The sequence below is a fragment of the Streptomyces sp. KL2 genome, from assembly GCF_046529545.1.
Classification (GTDB): Bacteria; Actinomycetota; Actinomycetes; order Streptomycetales; family Streptomycetaceae; genus Streptomyces; species Streptomyces radiopugnans.
Genome location: NZ_CP127170.1, coordinates 802,043 through 819,447 on the forward strand (window position 1 = coordinate 802,043; position 17,405 = coordinate 819,447).

Here is a 17,405-nt window from a genome sequence, read left to right on the forward strand (position 1 = left end):
CGGACGCCCTCACCGCAGCGCGGCCGTGGCCTCGTCGAGGACGATGCCCAGCGAACGGGTGCCGCGGCCCTTGGCCCAGACCTCCGGGTCCACCTCGTGGACGTCGCCGCCGCGCACCGCCGGGATCTTGCTCCACAGAGGGTTCTCCGCCAGCTTCTCCGAGAGCCTGCCGTCCGCGTCGCCGAAGCTCATCGTCTCGACGAAGAGCACGTCGACGTCCTTGGCGAGGATCTCCTCGAGGCTGTAACTGCCCTCCACACCGCGGGACTTCCAGGGGTACTCGGCGATCTTGGGGAACAGGCTGGCGGCCACGTCGGTCTCCGGGGTGGCGACGCCGAAGTTCTCGTCGCTGCCGTATATGACGAGCGCGGTCTTCCCGCTCGGGGTCCTCTCGGCCTCGGCGAGCTTGGTCCGGAAGGCCTTCTCGGCCTTCTCCCCCTCGTCGGTGCGGCCGGTGAGCGCGGCGACGTCGCGCAGGTAGCCGACGCTGTCCTCCCACGTCTCGGGCTGCATGGCCCAGAACGTGGTGGCGCCCTTCAGTGCCGGGGCGAGCTTGCCGTGGGTGTCCCCCAGCCCGATCACGAGATCGGGTTTGTGGGAGAGGATCGCCTCCACCTCCGGGGCGATGAACCCGCCGGGGATGACGTCGACCTCCTTCGCCTTCTCCTTCCCCAGGAAGCCGGGGTGGGCGAGCAGCGCGCTGTTGGTGGCCGTCGGGACGATGCCCAGCTCGGTCAGGATGTCGTCGCAGAGGGCGAACAGGCAGACGATCCGCTCCGGTTCACCGTCCAGGGAGATCCTGGTGCCGTTCACGTCGGTCAACTCCGTGGCGGCCTTGATGGGTTCGACGGTGACCTCGGTCTTCGCCGTGGGCTCGGCCTTGCCGTCCGCGGTCCCGCCGGACGGCGATCCGCAACCGACCAGGACGGAACCCAGCACCGCTGCGGTGATCCAGCCGCGGGTGGATCTCGACGGTGAACGCAGCATTGACGCCCTCGTTTCTTCTCGGGGAGAGCCGGAACACGCCGAAGATACATGATAATCGTTTTCACGATGTCGTTTCTCCGGAGGAGCCCCATGCCCACCGCCGCCCCCATGCTGCTCGTCTCCGACCACGTGGACGGCTCCCTGTACGCGCTGACCGTTCCGGACGGCGCCGTCACGGGCCGCCTCACCGGTCGTCACATCTCTGAGCACGCCGGGTTCCTGGCACTGCCGGGAGGGCGGGTGGCCTGCGTCGACGACCGCCGGGGGGAGTTGCTGGTGCTCGACCCCTTCGGCGGCGAGCTCGTGGAACTCGCGGTCCCGGTCGCCGTGCCCGCCGAGCACCTCGCCTGCGACCCGTCCGGCCGCCGACTGGCCGTCACCACCGGTCTGGGGAAGAACACCGGGCCGTGGTCGGACCTGCTGACGGTCGTGGACCTGGCCACCGGAGAGGCATCCCGGGTGCGCACGCGCACCGGCGAACCGGGGGTGACGGTGCCGGGCGGCGGCGATCCGCTGGTCGTGCTGCGGCACCGGGAACCGGGCGCGCTGGCCGTCCACCGGTTCGCGGACCTTCTCGCGGCGCCGCCCGGCTGCCCCCCGGCCGCCCCCCGGGCGCTTCTGCCACTGCCGGACGACGGACACGGGGACGCGTACGCGCCCGGCTCGGGGCATGTGTTCGCGGCCACGGGCGAGGGGGTGCACCGGGCCCGGAGGGAGGGCGACGGGCTCACGGCCGAGGCGGTGATCCCCTGGGGGTCGCCCGCCCGTGGCTGGTACCTGCGCCTCGACACCCGCCGGCGGGCGCTGTGGAGCACACTGCGCGGCGGCGCACCGGATCCGCTGAGGTGGCCGGAGTGGACCAACCAGGCCTGGCGCCACGACCTGGACACTGGCCGCACCCACCTCACGGAACTCGGTCCCGGCCTGGTCTTCCGCCTGGCCCTCGCCCGGCGCCACGCGGCCTTCACCCGCATCCACCCCGACGGCGACGAACTCGTCCTCCTGGACGCGGACGACCCGGACGGCGCCATCCACCGCCTCCCCCTCCCCGCCATGGACGGCGCCCCGCGCCGCGGCGGCACCCCCTGGGAGGGCGTCCAGCGCAGAGCCGTGGCCGCCTCGCCGGGTTCCGGCTGGATCGCCGTCACCCGCGGCGGCCACGGCGAAGTGCACGTCGTCGACGCCGAGACGGGCTGCGAGGCGGCCCGTCCCCGGTTGGACACGCCGCTGCACCACGGCGGCCATGTGATGCTGCGCGCCCGGGGCGACGGCGCCGAGGGCGACCCCGTGGGCCGCTGACGGCACGCGCGGACCGGCGCCGTCCATGCGGCCGGTGAGCGGTCACGGACCCGGGCGGCCCCGGCCGTCCCGGCCCGCCGAACGGGCACGGCGGCGTGCCCCCGCCGCCGCCGCTCGCGGCCGCTCGGCCGTCTCGCCGGGGTCGATCAGCGCCGGGCCGACCTCCGGACGCCAGGTCCTGGCCGGCGCGGTGGGGGGAGTTCCGCACCACCGCCGTCGCCCTGGACCGGTGCCGGGGCACGACCTCGGCTCCCTGCCGCGTCCGCCGCGTGGGAGGCGGTGGGTGTCCCGCTCAACGGCCCTGCTCCTCCTGGGGGTTCTTGCCGCCGGGGAGGAAGTCCTGCATCTTGGCCTTGATGCCCTGGCGGACCATCGAGCCGCGGTCGCTGTCCCCGCGCAGGATCGCGGAGGCGGTGGCCTCAGCCTGGTCCCGGGTGGCGTGCGGGGGGATCGGCGGCACGGCCGGGTCGGTGCGGAAGTCGATGACGAACGGGCGGTCGGCCGCCAGCGCCCGCTGCCAGGCGTCCTGGACGTCCCCGGGCTTCTCCACGCGCACCCCGTCCAGGCCGAAGCCGGCGGCGATCTCGGCGTAGTGCAGGTCCGGGATGTGCTGGGACTCCTCGAACTGCGGGGAGCCGCTCATCGCCCGCATCTCCCAGGTGACCTGGTTCAGGTCCCTGTTGTTCAGCACGCCCACGACCAGCCGCGGGTCGGACCACCTCGAGTGGTACTTGGCCGCGGTGACCAGCTCCATCAGGCCGTTCATCTGCATGCTCCCGTCGCCGACCAGCGCGATCACCGGGCGGTCGGGGTGGGCGAACTTCGCGCCGATGGCGTAGGGCACGGCCGGCCCCATGGTCGCCAGCGTGCCCGACAGCGAGCCGCGCACCTCGCCCCGGAAGCGCAGGTGGCGGGCGTACCAGTTGGCGGCCGAGCCGGAGTCGGCGGTGACGATGGCGTTCTCGGGCAGCAGGCCGTCCAGCGCGTGCACCACGTACTCGGGGTTGACCGGGTCGGCGTCCACGGCGGCGCGCCGCTGCATCACCTCCCACCAGCGGGAGACGTTCTCCTCGACGGTGTCCCGCCAGGCGCGGTCCTCCTTGCGGTGCAGCAGCGGCAGCAGCCGCTCCAGGGTGGCGCGCGCGTCGCCGACGAGGTTCACCTCGAAGGGGTAGCGCAGGCCGACCATGTGCGGGTCGATGTCGATCTGCACCGCGCGCGCCTGGCCGAGTTCGGGCATGAACTGCGTGTACGGGAAGCTGGAGCCGATCATCAGCAGGGTGTCGCAGTCGCGCATCAGCTCGTAGCTCGGCCGGGTGCCCAGCAGCCCGATGGCGCCGGTGACGTACGGCAGCGTGTCGGGCAGGGCGTCCTTGCCAAGCAGCGCCTTGGCCACGCCCGCGCCGAGCACGTCGGCGATCTGCTCGACCTCGCTCCGCGCGCCCCGGGCACCCTGCCCGATCAGCACCGCGACCTTCTCCCCCGCGTTGAGCACCTGCGCCGCACGCGCGAGGTCCTCGTCCGCCGGGACCGGAGCGGACCTGCCCAGCCCCAGGCTGGAGGGCACCATCTTGAACTCGTGGCCGGGCGGGGTGTACTCCAGCTCCTGCACGTCCGCCGGGATGATGACCGCGGTCACCGTACGCCGGCCGTAGGCGGTGCGGATCGCCCGGTCGATCAGGTTCGGCAGCTGCTCGGGCACCGTCGCCGTCTCGCAGAAGTCCGAGGCCACGTCCTTGTACAGGCTGCCCAGGTCGACCTCCTGCTGGTAGGAGCCGCCCATCGCGCTGCGGTCGGTCTGCCCGACGATCGCCACCACCGGGACGTGGTCGAGCTTGGCGTCGTACAGACCGTTGAGGAGGTGGATCGCCCCCGGACCGGAGGTCGCCGCGCACACCCCCACCTTGCCGGAGAACTTCGCGTACCCCACCGCCTGGAAGGCCGACATCTCCTCGTGCCGGGACTGGACGAACTTCGGTTCGTCCCCGGCGCGCTCCCAGGCGGCCAGCAGTCCGTTGATGCCGTCCCCCGCGTAGCCGAAGACGTGGTCCACCCCCCACTCGCGCAACCGCTGCAGCACGTAGTCGGCCACCTTCATGCTCGCCACTCGTCTCTCCGTTCCCTGTGTCGCGGAAGTACCCGGCCGCCGCGTCACGGTGAACGCCGGTCCTCTGCGGACGGTGACGGCCCTCACTCCGTCCGTGGGCAGCGGGCCACCGCTTGGGTAACCGTGCCGCCCGGCGCAAAACATCGGCCCGCTCCCCGCCGGCCGACCGGGGAACCCGCTCGGTGGGTTGGTGCCGGCGTGCGGCAGGGTCCGGACCGGTCACCGGTACCGGGCGGCCTCGGCGATGAGGGCGGCGGTGAGCCCGCCGTGCCGGTAGGGGAAGTTGTGCGCCCCCGGGACCGTCATCGACCGTCCGCGCGGGGCGGTGGCCGCCAGCCGGAGGGCCCACTCCCCGGGAGCGAGCGCGTCATGCCGGCCCCGCAGGACCAGCGTGGGGCAGGTCACCCGGGAGATGGTCCGCTCCGGCGAGTCGTGCAGTGCGGAGCGCACGTACCGCAGCAGCTCGCGCATCCCCGCGCGGGCGTAGTAGGGCACGGTGACGCCGAGTTCGCCTGCCGATTCGTGCACCAGGGTGCGGGGAAGGGCCCTGAGCAGGCCGGAGGCGCGGCGCAGTGCGGGCGGGAAGGTGGGCCCCATCAGCACCAGCGTCCGCACCCTGCCGGGGTGCTCCGCCGCCACACGCAGTGCGACCTGGGCGCCGGTGGAATGCCCCACCAGCACGACCGGGCCCCGGGGCACCGCGGCCAGCCAGGCGGAGACCGCGTCCGCCAGCGCGGGGATCCGTGCGGGACAGGCACGGGGCGGCCGGTGGCCGAAGCCGGGGACGTCCAGGAGGAAGGAGTCCGCCCACGCGCCGCATCCCTGCAGGGTGTCCGTGAGGTAGCCCAGCGCTCCCAGTCCGGGGAGTATGACCACCTCGTGTCCCCCCGCGCGGTTCCCGCCGGTGTGCAGGCTCCGTACCCTGTGGCCGGCCACGTCGTCCCAGCGGGCCGTGTGCGGTTGTCGTCCCGTCACGCGCATGGCCGACTCGTTCCCCCTCCCGCCGCCCGTCCACACCGGGCGGCGGAACCACTCGGCGGTACTTCCGGGAAACGCGGGCGGCCCTGCCCGTCACGCCCGTCCGGTCTCCGCCCGGCGCGGGACGGGGCTCACCGGTGCGCACACGGTGCCGCCGGTCGCCGCCGGTCGCCGCGGTGGGGACGCCTGTCAGCCCGGGTCCGGGGGATCCTCCTGAGGGGTTCCGCCGGGCTCCCGGCCGGAGGGCTCCCCCGGTTCCCGGAAGTCCGGTGCCAGGGGGCCGCGGTCGTCCTGCTCCTCGGTGGTGAGGGCCGTGGTGGTGTCGTCGTCGGCGAAGGCTCGCCGTACCGCCGGGTCCTGCTCCACCGGATTCCGCCCGTCGTCCGGCGGCCGGTCCCCGTCCTCGCGCCCGGACCGGTCCGGCGAGTCCGGAGGGCCTGCGGGCGTCGCGTTCTGGTCGGGCATGGGAGTACTCCCTTCTGGTCTTCCGCCGCCCGGGGTACCCCCGCCCGCGTCATGGATGCCGACGGCCGGGCCCGAGCCGGGCGGTCGACGGCCGGGAGGGTGTCGTCCGGACCAGACCCGGGATTCTTCCGAAAAAACATCAACTGAATACCGGAACATGGCTGGAAATTTCGCCGGACGGAACCCCGGGCGACGGCCGACGCGACCGTTTTCCACCTTTCCGCCCGACTGCGGCGGGCGCCGCACCTCCGACGGGAGTGCGAAAACGGCCGACCTCGGCCGGTCCGCTCCCGCCTGTTGCCGCACCCTGACCGCCTTCTTACGCTGGGAGCGCTTCCAACCCCGGTTCCGGCGCTCCGCGCCCCGCGCGGCGTCCTGCCCGGCCGGACCGGCCCACCCCCACGACCCGGCGTGCTCCGGCGGGTGCGCGGTTTCCGTGCCGTGGTCCGGCCGGAACCGCGCCCGGCCGGCGGTGCGCCTTCCTCCGGAGGTACCCCACATGCGCTTCCATCGCCATCGACCCCGGGCGTGGGCAGCCGCGGTCTTCCTGGCCGTCGCGAGCCTGGCCACCACCACCCTCGGCGCACAGGCGGGCGCCGCCGGCACCCTGCCGCCCGCGGCGCCGGCCGCTGCGGCCGTGGAGGACGACGGCTCCGGCTGCCAGGTGGGCCAGGGAGGCTCCACCGGCATTCCGACGCTCCCCGACCCCTTCACGAGGATGGACGGCACACGGGTCACGTCCAAGGCCGACTGGCGCTGCCGGCGAGCGGAGATCAGGGAGCTGGCCGAGCGCACCGTCTACGGCCGGAAACCCGCCAAGCCCGACAGCGTGACCGGGACGGTCTCCTCCTCCCGGATCACCGTCAACGTCAGCCACCAGGGCAGGAGTTCCAGTTTCTCCGCGAACGTGGAACTGCCCAGCGGCACCGGCCCCTTCCCCGCCGTCGTCGTCTACGGCGGCTTCGGCGCGGACACCTCCACCATCAAGGCCTCCGGCGCCGCCGTCATCAGCTACGACCCCTTCAGCGTCGGCCGGGAGGGCACCGCCCGCAACAACAAGCAGGGCGCCTTCTACAGCGTCTACGGCTCCTCCAGCAGCACCGGCCTGCTGGCCGCCTGGGCCTGGGGGGTGAGCCGCATCATCGACGTCATCGAGTCCTCCGGCGGCAGCGTCCTGACAGCCGACGCCACCGGCGTGACCGGCTGCTCGCGCTACGGCAAGGGCGCCTTCGTCGCCGGCGCGTTCGACCAGCGCATCGCCCTGACCATGCCGATCGAGTCCGGCAGCGGCGGCGTCGGCGCCTTCCGCTCCATCGCCAGGGAGAGCGGCGCCCAGCCGCTGAGCAGCGCCTACTCCGAACAGCCCTGGCTGGGCGACGCGTTCGGCTCCTACACCGGCAACCCCGCCGCCCTGCCGGTGGACACCCACCAGATCGTGGGCATGGTCGCCCCCCGCGGCCTGCTGATCATGGACAATCCGCACGTCGACTGGCTGGGCGCCCGTTCCGGGGCCGTCGCCGCCCTGGGCGGGGCCGAGGTCTACAAGGCACTCGGCGCGCAGAACAACATCACCTACTGGTCCGACGTCCAGGACGGCAACCACTGCGCCGTCCGCTCCGAGTGGCGCGCTCCGCTGCAGCAGCACATCCAGAAGTTCCTGCTGAACAGCGGCACCGTCTCCGGGACCTTCAAGATCTCCGGCATGAAGTCCGCCGACCTGGCCGAGTGGCGGAACTGGCAGACCCCCGCGCTCACCGACGGCGGCACGACCGGGGGGACCACGGGCGGCACGACCGGGGGGACCACGGGCGGCACGACCGGGGGGACCACGGGCGGCACGACCGGGGGGACCACCGGCGGTACCGGCGGGACCACCGGCGGCACGGGCGGCGGCGCCTGCACCGCCGAGTACCGCACGGTCAACAGCTGGTCCGGCGGTTTCCAGGGCGAGGTGTCGGTCCGCAACAGCGGCACCGGCCCGCTCGACGGCTGGACCGTCAAGATGACCCTGGCCCCCGGCCAGACCCTCGGCAACGTCTGGAACGGCCGGAGCACCGGGACCGGCGGAACCGTCACGGTGAGCAACACCCCCTGGAACGGCGCCCTCGCGGCCGGCGGCGCCGTCACCTTCGGTTTCACCGCCACCGGCAGCTCCACCGCGGCACCCGGCGGCATCGCCTGCACCAGTCCCTGACCGCCGCCGCACCCACCACCCCGCCATCCCGCCCCGGCACCGCACCACCGTGCCGGGGCGGGATCCCCGCCCCCACCGCCCCTCCCGCCACGTCCCCGGCCGTCCGAACCCCGCTCAGCCCTCGCCGAACACCGTCCGCAGCAGGAGCAGGGCGATGTCGTCGGTGCGCTGCCGGGTGGGGCGCACCTTCCGGACGACGGCGTCGACGAGCCGCTCCAGATCCCCGTCGGGGATGCCGGCGAGATGACGGGCGAAATCGGCGGTGGCCCGGTCGGGGTCGACGCCCGGGGTCTCGACGAGGCCGTCGGTGTAGAGGGCGAGGATCGCGCCCGCCTGCAGGGGGGTGTCGAAGACCTGGTAGTCGGCGTCCGGTTCGACACCCAGCAGCAGGCCGGGCGGGACGTCGAGAGGACGGGTGCGGCCGTCGGGCCCGCGCAGGAGCGGGCGGGGGTGGCCGGCGCTGGCGATGCTCGCGCGCCGCCGGGCCAGGTCGAGGTGGACGTAGAGGCAGCTGGTGAACAGTCCGGGGTCGAGGTCGATCAGGAGCCGGTTGGTGCGCGCGAGCACCTGGTCCGGTGGGACTCCGGCGGTGGCGTGGGCGTGGATGGCGGTGCGGACCTGGCCCATGAGGGCGGCGGCGGCGACGTTGTGCCCCTGGACGTCGCCGATGACGGCGGCCGCGGTGCTGCCGCTGAGGCGGATGAGGTCGTAGAAGTCGCCGCCGATCTCCATGCCGCGGGTGGCCGGCAGGTAGCGGGCGGCCACCCGCAGTCCGGGGACGGCGGGAAGGGTGTGGGGCAGCAGTGCCTGCTGGAGGCCGTGGGCGAGCCGGTGCTTGGTGTCGTACAGGCGCGCCCGGTCCAGTGCCTGGGCGATGAGTCCGGCCAGGGAGATGAGGACCGCGCGCTCCTCGGCGGTGAACGCGTGGGGCCGGTCGTAGGACAGGGTGCAGCAGCCCACGGGCCGTCCGGAGATGCTCAGCGGCAGGTACGCCCACGCCTGTTTGCCGGTCGTCCGCGGCAGGCCGGGGTACTCGCGCTCCATCTCCTCCGGTGAGGAGTAGAAGAGCGGTGCGGCCTCGGCGAGCACCCGCCCGGCCGGGGTGAGGTCGGTCTCCAGCGAGACGCCTTCGAGCCGCTCGATGGCCGCCCTGGAGTAGCCGCGGTGGCCGATGATGCGCAGCCGGCCGGCGTCCAGGACGGACAGCACCAGTCCCCTGGCGTCGAAGGCAGGCATGATCTGGTCGGCGACGAGGTCGACCACGTCCTGCACCCCGACGGTCTCGGTCAGGGCCGCGGCCAGGTGCATCATCTGGTAGAGCTGTCCGACCCTCGCCGGGGCGCTCCCCCCGGTCCACTCGCCGCGCACCGGTGCGGGGCGGGGGCCGGTGCCCGCGGGTTCGATGCGTACGCTGATGCCGCTGGCGTCCGGGTAGAGCCGGAAGTCGAGCCATCGGCCGGGTGGCCGGCGTGCGGTGAAGGAGACGGGCTCGCGGCTGACGACCGCGGCGCGGTAGCGGTCCTCGTAGACCGGATCGTCCAGCCAGGGCAGCGAGTGCCACGGGCGCGTGCCCAGCAGTTGGTCGGCACTGCGGCCCAGCAGTTCGGCGCCGCCCGAGCTGACGAAGGTGATGCGGCCCTCGAGGTCGAGCGCGCAGCAGCCGCCGGGCAGGCGCTCGGCGAAGTCCTCGGCGGCCAGTGCCGAACGCGACCTGCCGGTGCGCGCGGTGCCGGGGCTCAGCACCCGCGGCCGGGCGGCCGCCCCGACCGACCGGCCCGCCGCCTCCTCCTCGTCCAGCAGCCGTGCCAGCCGCCGGCAGTTGGAGACGACGTTGTCGCGCCGCCGCGGGGTGATCCGCTGCGAGTGGGTGCCGGGCCACAGCAGCAGCAGCACGCCCCGGACGCGGTCGGTGACGACGGGAGCGGCGGCCAGGGCGAAGTGGTACGGCATCGCCACCGCCGTGCGCGGATAGGCCCGGGCCATGTCCTCCTGGCCCCCCACCCACACCAGGCGGTTCTCGCGCACCGCGTCGGCCGCCGGTACGGGTGCGGCCAGGCCGACCCTCATCCACGGTGCGACGAAGTCGAGCGGCGCCCCGTACAGCATCGCCAGACGCAGCACGTCCCCGTCCGGGGGCAGCAGGTAGAGGACGCCGACGGACGCGCCGGTGCCGCGCACCACCTCCAGGAACTCCGCCTCCAGCCGGTCGCGCACGGCCGCCGCCTCACCCGGCCCGGCCACCGCGCGCTCCTCGCCGGCCCCGCTCGGGGATCGGGCCGCCGGGCGGCCCCCCGGCCTCTCTGCCCGCGGCGCCGGATGCCGTGCGGCACCGGTGCGCCGCCCCCGTCCGTCCCGGTGGCGGCACCCCACGGCAGATCTGCCATGTATCTTCCATACAAGAACATTATGGCGCTTTCGGGACGGCGGCGCGCTGTCGGTTCAGCGCGCCGGGCCACCCCGGCCGGGAGCCCGGCGTGCGGCGTACGGTCAGGCGGTCTCGTCGACGGCGCGGGCCAGGGTGCGCAGACCCTCGTCCAGTTCGTCAGGGGTCGCGGTGAGCGGCGGGAGCAGCTTGACGACCTCGCTCTCGGGGCCGGAGGTCTCGACCAGCAGCCCCAGCTCGAAGGCGCGGGCGCACACCCGGGCGGCGCGTCCGGCGTCGGTGAAGGTCAGCCCCCAGGCCAGGCCGCGGCCCCGGTATCCGGCCCCGCTCCGGCGGTGCTCGCGGGCGATCTCGCACAGGGCGGCCTCGACCTGTTCGCCGCGGGCCAGCGTCTGCTTCTCCGTCCCGCTGTCGGCCCAGTAGGTGTCCAGGGCCGCGGTGGCGGTGACGAAGGCCGGGTTGTTGCCGCGGAAGGTGCCGTTGTGCTCGCCGGGCTCCCAGACGTCCAGCTCGGGCCGGAACAGGGTCAGCGCCATCGGCAGCCCGTAGCCGCTGATGGACTTGGAGAGCGTGATGATGTCGGGGGTGATCCCGGCCTCCTCGAAGGAGAAGAAGCCGCCGGTGCGGCCGCAGCCCATCTGGATGTCGTCGACGATCAGCAGCATGTCCCAGCGGCGGCACAGGTCGGCCAGGGCGCGCAGCCACTCGGCCCGGGCGACGTTGACGCCGCCCTCGCCCTGCACCGTCTCCACGATCACGGCGGCCGGCCGGCTCAGGCCGGAGCCGCGGTCCTGCAGCAGGCGCTCGAACCACAGGAAGTCCTCGACCTTGCCGTCGAGGTAGTTGTCGAACGGCATCGGCACTCCGTGCACCAGGGGGACGCCGGCGCCGGCGCGCTTGAAGGCGTTGCCGGTCACCGCCAGTGCCCCGAGCGACATGCCGTGGAAGGCGTTGGTGAAGGACACCACCGTCTCGCGCCTCTTGACCTTGCGGGCCAGTTTCAGGGCCGCCTCGACGGCGTTGGCGCCGGTCGGGCCGGGGAACATCACCTTGTGGTCCAGGCCGCGCGGACGCAGGACCACCTCCTGGAAGGTCTCCAGGAAGGCCCGCTTGGCGGTGGTGGACATGTCCAGGCCGTGGGTGACGCCATCGCGCTCCAGGTAGTCCAGCAGGGCGCGTTTGAGCACCGGGGGGTTGTGGCCGTAGTTCAGTGCGCCCGCCCCGGCGAAGAAGTCCAGGTACACATGGCCGTCCTCGTCCTGGAGGCGGCAGCCGTGCGCGTACTCGAAGACCCTGGGCCAGCCGCGGCAGTAGCTGCGCACCTCCGACTCCAGGGTGTCGAAGACGGAGGTCTCGGCTTCGGTGATGGTCATGGCGGTGTGCTCCTCGGTGGGTGTGTGCCGGGCGGGCGGCGGGACGCCCCTCCTCGACGGGCCGGGACGTGCGGTGGATCAGGGCCGGGCGGCGCGGGGCAGCGGCCCGATGCGGTACAGCACCTCGGGGCCGTGGCCGTCCGGGAAGAGCTCCGCGCCGAACAGCGCCTCGCGCTCCAGGGCCGCGCCGTGCCGCCGGGCGAAGACCGTGAACAGCCGGTCGGAGGCGGTGTTCCCCGGTGCGACGGTGGCCTCCAGGTACCGGACCCCCCGCGGGGCCGGGCGGGCGGCCAGGTGGTCCAGCATGGCGCCCGCCAGACCTCGTCCGCGGTGCTCCTCGTCCACCGCGACCTGCCAGACGACCAGCGTGCCGGGCCGCTCCGGGCGCAGGTAGCCGGTGACGAAGCCGACGGGCCTGCCGCGCTCACCGCGCGCCACCACCGAGGTGGCGGCGAAGTCCCGGAACCACAGCAGGTAGCTGTAGGAGGAGTTGAGATCGAGTACGCGGGAGTCGCGGGCGATGCGCCACACGGCGGCACCGTCCTCGATGCCGGGCGCCTCGATCAGGGGTTCCGTCTGCGTCGCCATGGCTTCACCTCCACCGCGGTCGGTATCCGATCTCCCGGCGGCTTCCGCCGAACGGGATCGACCGACAGGAGCCCGAGACTGCCGGGCGCGGATTTCGCGGAGTAATCACCTGCGTTGTCGGACGGTCTTTCCGGTGCGCGGGGCAACTGGCCGGGCCGTCATGCCTGTTCGGCAGGCTTCCCGCGCTTGTCGGCACTCATCGAAAACTACTCCGGTGGCTCCTGGGCGGCCACCGCAGTTTTTCCCGCCTTCTCCCGTGTGGCGCCGGATGAGGCGGAAAACAACGGAAAGGCACGCCCGGCCGGCTCCGAAGCCCACCCCAAAGGTCACCCGAACGGCGGAACGCGCAGGACGCGGCGCGGGTCTTCCGGCCGCCGAACGCCTTCCGTGCGCGGCGCCCTCTTTCGCGCCGTGAAAGTTTCCGCCGGGCGAGGCCCGTCGGCGCACTTCACTTCCCCCGACAGAGGTAGAGACCACAGAGAGTGACTGGAACGTCTTTACAGGGCGGCCACCCTCGTGCGTCACTTATGACGCGTTCACGTCAACACAGGTATGCCGGCACACCCGTGCCGGCACACCCGCCCGTACCGACGGCACCACCCAGCACCTCCTCCCCCCACTCTCGCCTTCTCGAAGCGCCAGGAGGAAGCCATGCTCTCGCACAGATCCCCCACCCCCCACCGGCTGAGAACCGCCGTGGTCGGCGTGCTCGCCGCCGTACTCGCCCTGCTGACGGGCACGGCGGGCACGGCCGCGGCGGCGCCGCCGCCCGCCAAGGAACCCCTCAAGCCCGGCACGGCGTTCATGGGCGCCGGCCACCGGCTCCACGAGGGCGGCGACGCGCAGGAGGACCCGCCGCTGGGGGCGCTGGCCCACACCAGCGGCGTGCAGGGGATCGACGTCTCGCACTGGCAGGGCGCCATCAACTGGACCTCGGTACGGAACTCGGGCATCCAGTTCGCCTGGATCAAGGCGACCGAGGGCACCAGCTTCAAGGACTCGCGGTTCAACACCAACTACGTGGCGGCGTACAACGCCGGTGTGATCCGCGGCGCCTACCACTTCGCGCGCCCCGACGTCTCCGGCGGCTCGACCCAGGCGGCCTACTTCGCCTCCAACGGCGGTGCGTGGTCGAGGGACAACATGACCCTGCCGGGCGTCCTGGACATCGAGCACAACCCGTACGGTGCGATGTGCTACGGCCTGTCCACCACTCAGATGCGCGCCTGGATCACCGACTTCTACAACACCTACAAGGCGCGCACCACCCGTGACGTGGTGATCTACACGACCGCGGGCTGGTGGAACACCTGCACCGGCAACTGGACCGGCATGTACAGCAAGAGCCCGCTGTGGGTGGCGCACTGGACCTCCAGCGAGACCCCGACCATCCCCAGCGGCTTCCCCACCTGGACGGTGTGGCAGTACACCAGCACCGGTTCGGTCGCCGGCGTCTCCGGGAACGTGGACCGCAACAAGTTCAACGGCACCAGGGACAGGCTCCTCGCCCTGGCCAACAACACGCCGTAGCCTCCGGGCCGGCGCGGACGATCGCGGGCCGGCTCCACCGCCCGGCGGAGCCGCCCGCGGCCCCACCCCGCCCCGCACCCCCGCCTCCCGACCCCGCGACCCGCGTGCCCCCCCCCGCGCGACTCCCCGAGGAGCGACCGTGAACGGTGAGAAACCGCTGCGCCGCCGTCTGCTGATCACCGGTACCGCCGGGCTCGTCGCCGCCGGCGCCCTGCCGGGCACCGCCCGGGCCTCGGGCACCGTCGAACCCGATGTCGACAGCACCCAGGCGTGGAACGCCCGGCCGCCCCGGGGGAACGTCACCGTCCTCGGGTACCGGCCGGACCGGATCGTCGTCCACCACACGGTGAGCGCGAACACCTCCGACCTCTCCCGCGCCCAGGCCCACGCACACGCCCACTGGGTCCAGGACCTGCACATGGACGGCAACGGCTGGATCGACACCGGCTACCACTTCGCCGTCAGCCGGGGGGGCTGGATCACCGAGGGCCGGCACGGCAGCCTGCGGACCCTCACCGGCGGCACCTCCTTCGTGCTCGGCGCGCACACCTCCGGGCAGAACGACCGGGCCGTCGGCATCGCCTGCGAGGGCGCGTACCACGCGGGCGCGGTGCCGCCGCAGGCGCAGTGGGAGGTGCTGGTGATCCTGTGCGCGTACGTGTGCGAGCGGTACGGCATCGCGCCCGCGCGGATGTACGGCCACAAGGACTTCAACACCGGCACGCTCTGCCCCGGGGTGCTCCACGACATGCTGCCGCGGCTGCGCGAGGAGGTGGCGGCACGGCTGGGCTGAGGGCAGCGGGCCGGGAAGGCCGCGGGGCCCGGACCGCCTCTGTGCGGTCCGGGCCCCGCGCCGCCCTACGGCATCCGCCGTGCGCGGTTCACTTCACCGTGCAGACGGTGCCGTTGAGGGTGAAACGGGCCGGCTTGGCGAGCGTGCCCCCCGAGTGGGTTCCCTGGAAGCCGAACGACTGGGTGCCGCCCGGCTCGATGTTCCTGTTGTGCTCGACCGGGCGGGCCGTCACCGTGCCTCCGGCGGAGGAGACCGTGGCGTTCCAGGCGCTGGTGATCGACTGGCCCGCGGGCAGGGCGAAGTTCATCTCCCAGCCGTTGATCGCGGTGGAGCCGGTGTTCCTGACGCGGACGTCGGCGGTGAAGCCGTTCGACCAGGAGTTGGTGGTGTAGGTGACCTCGCAGGCGCCCGGCACGGGCTCCCCGCCGCCACCGTCACCGCCGCCGGTGTTGACGGACGCGGAGAAGGAGTTCACGGCCAGGCCGGCGCCGTTCTGCCACGGCTCGAAGCCGGCCTGGACGCTCGTCAGGTACCACGAGCGCTGGGCCATGCCGCGGGCGACCGTCTCGTCGACGAAGTCCATGACGTCGAAGCTCATGCTCGTGATCGCCGAGGGGGCGATGAAGGAGATGACGTCGTTGGATCCGTTGCTGCCGGTCCACACCTCCCAGCTGCGGCCTCCGACGTTCGCCGTGCCGACCCGGGAGCCGATGGGCTGGATCGGGCCGACCCGGTTGAGCCAGATCATGATCTCGGTCCGGTTGACCCCGTCCCTCTTCGGTGTGGGGTCGAGCCAGATGTCGTACGAGGCGTTGTAGACGGCGTTGTTGACGTAGGTGTACGAGACGCTGCTGGGCGCGCTGCCGATCGAGCTGACCTGCATCGGCAGGTTGGTGCCCGGGGAGCAGTTGGTGTAGTGGCAGCCGTAGTAGACCGAGGGGTAGGACTTGGGGGCCCCGTTGGTCGGCACGGAGCCGTCGGCCTGGGCGAGCCGGAACCCGGTGCCCGTCACGTCGATGCACTGGGTGGCGCTGGTACCCCAGCGGTTGTTCTGCACCACGTACTTGCCCTGGATGGTGGTGCTCCCGTACTGGTCGCAGATCCGCTCGTCGGCGTGGGCGGGCCGGGCCGTGGCGGTCAGGGCCGTCATGACCCCCGCGACCATCAGGAGAGCCAGCAGGGCGGCGCGTATCCGGGGTAGGCGGCGGAGGGGGAAGCGCAGGGGGGAAGTCATGCTGTCCTTTCGGCAGGAGCGGGGCAGGGAGGCTCTGGGAGCGCTCCCATCACTGCGCGGCGGACTCTATGACCACCCCAGGGGACATGACAAGACGGGCCGCACCCTAGACTTCCCTCCCACCCCCGGATCTGCGCACACCACCGCTTATCGTGAGCAACCGGCAATTCTTCCTCATTCGGCCCCAGCGGGCCGCCCGGGCTCAGAGTTCGCGGACGACGCGGGCGGGATTGCCCACCGCGACGACGTTCGCGGGCAGGTCCCGGGTGACGACGGCCCCGGCGCCGACCACCGTGTTCTCGCCCACGGTCACGCCGGGGCAGACGATGACACCGCCCCCCAGCCACACGTTGTCGCCGACGGTGACCGGCTCGGCCGCCTCCCACTTGGCGCGGCGCCGCTCCGGGTCGAGCGGATGGGTCGGGGTGAGCAGCTGGACGTTCGGGCCGATCTGGACGTCGGCTCCGATCGATACGGGGGCGACGTCGAGCACGACCGCGCCGAAGTTGACGAACGTGCCGGGCCCGATGGTGGTCCGGTAGCCGTAGTCGACGTACAGCGGTGGCCGGATCTCGGCCCCCTCCCCCAGCCCGCCCAGCAGTTCGGCGAGCACCGCCCGGCGCGCGGCGGGGTCGGCGGCCGGCGAGGCGTTGAACCGCTCGCACAGCTCGGCCGCGCGCCGCAGGTCGGCGGCCAGTTCGGGATCGTCGGCGAGGTAGGGCTCCCCGGCGAGCATGCGGTCCTTGTGGCTGGTCACGTCACCCCTCCGATCGGCGTCACCATCGTGTCCGGACCGGCGGCCCGGCGGGCATACCGTCTGGATGCCCCGGAACCCCGTCGGCGTCACCACCGTGTCCGGACCGGTGGGCTGTGACCCGGCGCCGGTCCCGGCCGGCACACGGCCGCCTCCCGTCCCACCCGGCTCACCCGGACGTGCGCACGGGCCGGTATTTGGGACAGCGATGGTGGCGCGGCGGCTCAAGGTGTGTGACGGTGGGGGGAGCCGCCTCGCCGTCTGGCCGGGGGGCTCCTCCGCCCGCGCCGGCCGGACGTCCCCGAACCGCCCGGTCCAAAAACCATCTCCGGCCGACACGGGCCGATCCACCCCGGAAGGGGGTCGAAGGGCCATGCACACCCTGTCCGTCGCCATCACCCGCCAACACGACACCGTCGTCCTGCACCCCCGCGGTGACGTCGACCACGACAGCGCGCCGGCCCTGACGGGCGTCCTGGAGGAACTCGACCAGCCGTGGCGGAGTCTGGCCGTGGACCTGTCGAGCGTCCCCTTCATGGACTCCGCCGGTCTGCACGCCCTGCTCTCCCTGGAGCGCCGCTGCCGGGACCGCGGGGTCCCCCTGACCCTGACCGGCGTCGGTGAGCAGCCCGGAAGGCTGCTGGAACTGGTGGGTCTGGCAGGGTTCTTCACCGTCGACGGCTGAGCACCCCTTCCCTCCGGGGCCCTTGCCCCGGTCCG

The 17,405-nt window shown here is 73.2% G+C and carries 14 protein-coding genes; 5 read left to right on the forward strand and 9 right to left on the reverse strand.

Annotation, left to right across the window (positions count from 1 at the left end; all coding sequences use genetic code 11):
• Positions 1-9: 9 nt before the first annotated feature.
• Positions 10-987: an ABC transporter substrate-binding protein gene (locus QPK52_RS03660; protein ID WP_410535550.1), complete on the reverse strand. Its 978-nt coding sequence runs from the start codon at positions 985-987 to the stop codon at positions 10-12.
• A gap of 90 nt (positions 988-1,077) precedes the next feature.
• On the opposite strand from QPK52_RS03660, the gene QPK52_RS03665 reads away from it, so the two are divergent.
• A complete protein-coding gene (locus QPK52_RS03665) occupies positions 1,078-2,286 on the forward strand; it encodes a hypothetical protein (RefSeq protein WP_410535551.1) in 1,209 nt (402 codons plus the stop codon).
• Positions 2,287-2,578: 292 nt separating this feature from the next.
• On the opposite strand, the gene QPK52_RS03670 is transcribed toward QPK52_RS03665, so the two are convergent.
• The 3 genes from QPK52_RS03670 to QPK52_RS03680 form a co-directional block, all read right to left on the reverse strand.
• On the reverse strand, positions 2,579-4,384 hold the full coding sequence (locus QPK52_RS03670; protein ID WP_410540179.1) for a thiamine pyrophosphate-requiring protein: 1,806 nt from the start codon (positions 4,382-4,384) through the stop codon (positions 2,579-2,581).
• A 228-nt stretch (positions 4,385-4,612) separates the two neighbouring features.
• Positions 4,613-5,269, reverse strand: coding sequence for an alpha/beta fold hydrolase (locus QPK52_RS03675; RefSeq protein WP_410535552.1), 657 nt, complete (start codon positions 5,267-5,269; stop codon positions 4,613-4,615).
• A 291-nt stretch (positions 5,270-5,560) separates the two neighbouring features.
• The gene (locus QPK52_RS03680) at positions 5,561-5,836 is read right to left on the reverse strand and encodes a hypothetical protein (RefSeq protein ID WP_410535553.1); all 276 of its coding nucleotides are present in this window, start codon (positions 5,834-5,836) and stop codon (positions 5,561-5,563) included.
• A gap of 499 nt (positions 5,837-6,335) precedes the next feature.
• Between QPK52_RS03680 and QPK52_RS03685 the strand changes: the two genes are divergently transcribed.
• A complete protein-coding gene (locus QPK52_RS03685; RefSeq protein ID WP_410535554.1) occupies positions 6,336-8,030 on the forward strand; it encodes a cellulose binding domain-containing protein in 1,695 nt (564 codons plus the stop codon).
• A gap of 114 nt (positions 8,031-8,144) precedes the next feature.
• On the opposite strand, the gene QPK52_RS03690 is transcribed toward QPK52_RS03685, so the two are convergent.
• The 3 genes from QPK52_RS03690 to ectA all read right to left on the reverse strand — a co-directional run bounded on the left by QPK52_RS03690 (position 8,145) and on the right by ectA (position 12,374).
• A complete protein-coding gene (locus QPK52_RS03690) occupies positions 8,145-10,271 on the reverse strand; it encodes a SpoIIE family protein phosphatase (protein WP_410535555.1) in 2,127 nt (708 codons plus the stop codon).
• Positions 10,272-10,517: 246 nt separating this feature from the next.
• The gene (gene ectB / locus QPK52_RS03695) at positions 10,518-11,786 is read right to left on the reverse strand and encodes a diaminobutyrate--2-oxoglutarate transaminase (RefSeq protein ID WP_410535556.1); all 1,269 of its coding nucleotides are present in this window, start codon (positions 11,784-11,786) and stop codon (positions 10,518-10,520) included.
• Positions 11,787-11,864: 78 nt separating this feature from the next.
• Positions 11,865-12,374, reverse strand: a complete 510-nt coding sequence (gene ectA, locus QPK52_RS03700) for a diaminobutyrate acetyltransferase (RefSeq protein WP_410535557.1) — start codon at positions 12,372-12,374, stop codon at positions 11,865-11,867.
• 651 nt (positions 12,375-13,025) lie between these two features.
• Here ectA and QPK52_RS03705 point away from each other — a divergent pair.
• Both QPK52_RS03705 and QPK52_RS03710 read left to right on the forward strand, forming a co-directional pair.
• A complete protein-coding gene (locus QPK52_RS03705; RefSeq protein ID WP_410535558.1) occupies positions 13,026-13,904 on the forward strand; it encodes a lysozyme in 879 nt (292 codons plus the stop codon).
• 139 nt (positions 13,905-14,043) lie between these two features.
• Positions 14,044-14,697 (forward strand): peptidoglycan recognition family protein, encoded by a 654-nt coding sequence (locus tag QPK52_RS03710; protein ID WP_410535559.1) that lies wholly within the window; start codon positions 14,044-14,046, stop codon positions 14,695-14,697.
• 88 nt (positions 14,698-14,785) lie between these two features.
• Here QPK52_RS03710 and QPK52_RS03715 read toward each other — a convergent pair whose 3' ends face one another.
• Positions 14,786-15,931: a GH12 family glycosyl hydrolase domain-containing protein gene (locus QPK52_RS03715; protein ID WP_410535560.1), complete on the reverse strand. Its 1,146-nt coding sequence runs from the start codon at positions 15,929-15,931 to the stop codon at positions 14,786-14,788.
• Between the two features lie 202 nt (positions 15,932-16,133).
• The gene (locus tag QPK52_RS03720; RefSeq protein WP_410540180.1) at positions 16,134-16,667 is read right to left on the reverse strand and encodes a sugar O-acetyltransferase; all 534 of its coding nucleotides are present in this window, start codon (positions 16,665-16,667) and stop codon (positions 16,134-16,136) included.
• A gap of 391 nt (positions 16,668-17,058) precedes the next feature.
• On the opposite strand from QPK52_RS03720, the gene QPK52_RS03725 reads away from it, so the two are divergent.
• Positions 17,059-17,370, forward strand: coding sequence for an STAS domain-containing protein (locus QPK52_RS03725; RefSeq protein ID WP_410535561.1), 312 nt, complete (start codon positions 17,059-17,061; stop codon positions 17,368-17,370).
• Positions 17,371-17,405: the final 35 nt, after the last annotated feature.